Annotated in this window: 1 protein-coding gene; it reads right to left on the bottom strand. The window is 63.7% G+C overall.

Annotated features, from left to right (window positions below):
• Positions 1 to 134: 134 nt before the first annotated feature.
• Positions 135 to 662: aminotransferase class I/II-fold pyridoxal phosphate-dependent enzyme (locus tag AC0L2B_RS00145; protein WP_473743628.1), on the bottom strand; the 528-nt coding region annotated here is incomplete at its 5' end.

Below are 662 nucleotides of genomic sequence, written 5' to 3'. Positions count from 1 at the left end.
CGATTTCCGGCACCGGCACTTCTTCCATCCAGATGCCCGGCTCGGCCTTGGCCTTGACCAGCGCCTTCATCATGTTCAACATTCTTTTTTCCCTTGAAACTCTTGATCCGGAATCACTTTTCGCTTCCGGCTGTTCAGGAAATCACACCAAGTTCGCGCCCGACCGCGCCGAACGCCTCGACCGCCCGGTCGATATCGGCGGCCGAATGGGCGGCCGACATCTGCGTCCTGATGCGGGCCTGGCCCTTGGGCACGACGGGGAAGGAAAAGCCGATGACATAGATGCCGCGCTGCAGCATGCGGGCCGCCATCTCCTGCGCCAGCGTCGCATCGCCGAGCATCACCGGAATGATCGGGTGGTCGGCGCCGGCCAGCGTAAAGCCGAGCTTACCCATTTCAGACCGGAACCGCGCCGCATTGGCATAGAGGCGCTGGCGCAGCGCATCGCCATTTTTGATCAGTTCGAAAACCCGGATCGAGGCGCCGGCGATCGCCGGCATCAGCGTGTTGGAAAACAGATAGGGACGCGAGCGCTGGCGCAGCCAGTCGACCACCTGGCTCTTGCCCGCTGTGTAGCCGCCCGACGCGCCGCCCAATGCCTTGCCGAGCGTGCCGGTGATGATATCCACCCTGCCCTCGACGCCGCAATGCTCGGCCGAGCC

Source organism: Mesorhizobium sp. WSM4815, from assembly GCF_055811575.1.
Note: the sequence above shows the minus strand (reverse complement) of the source record. Positions and strands in the feature narration are given on the sequence as shown.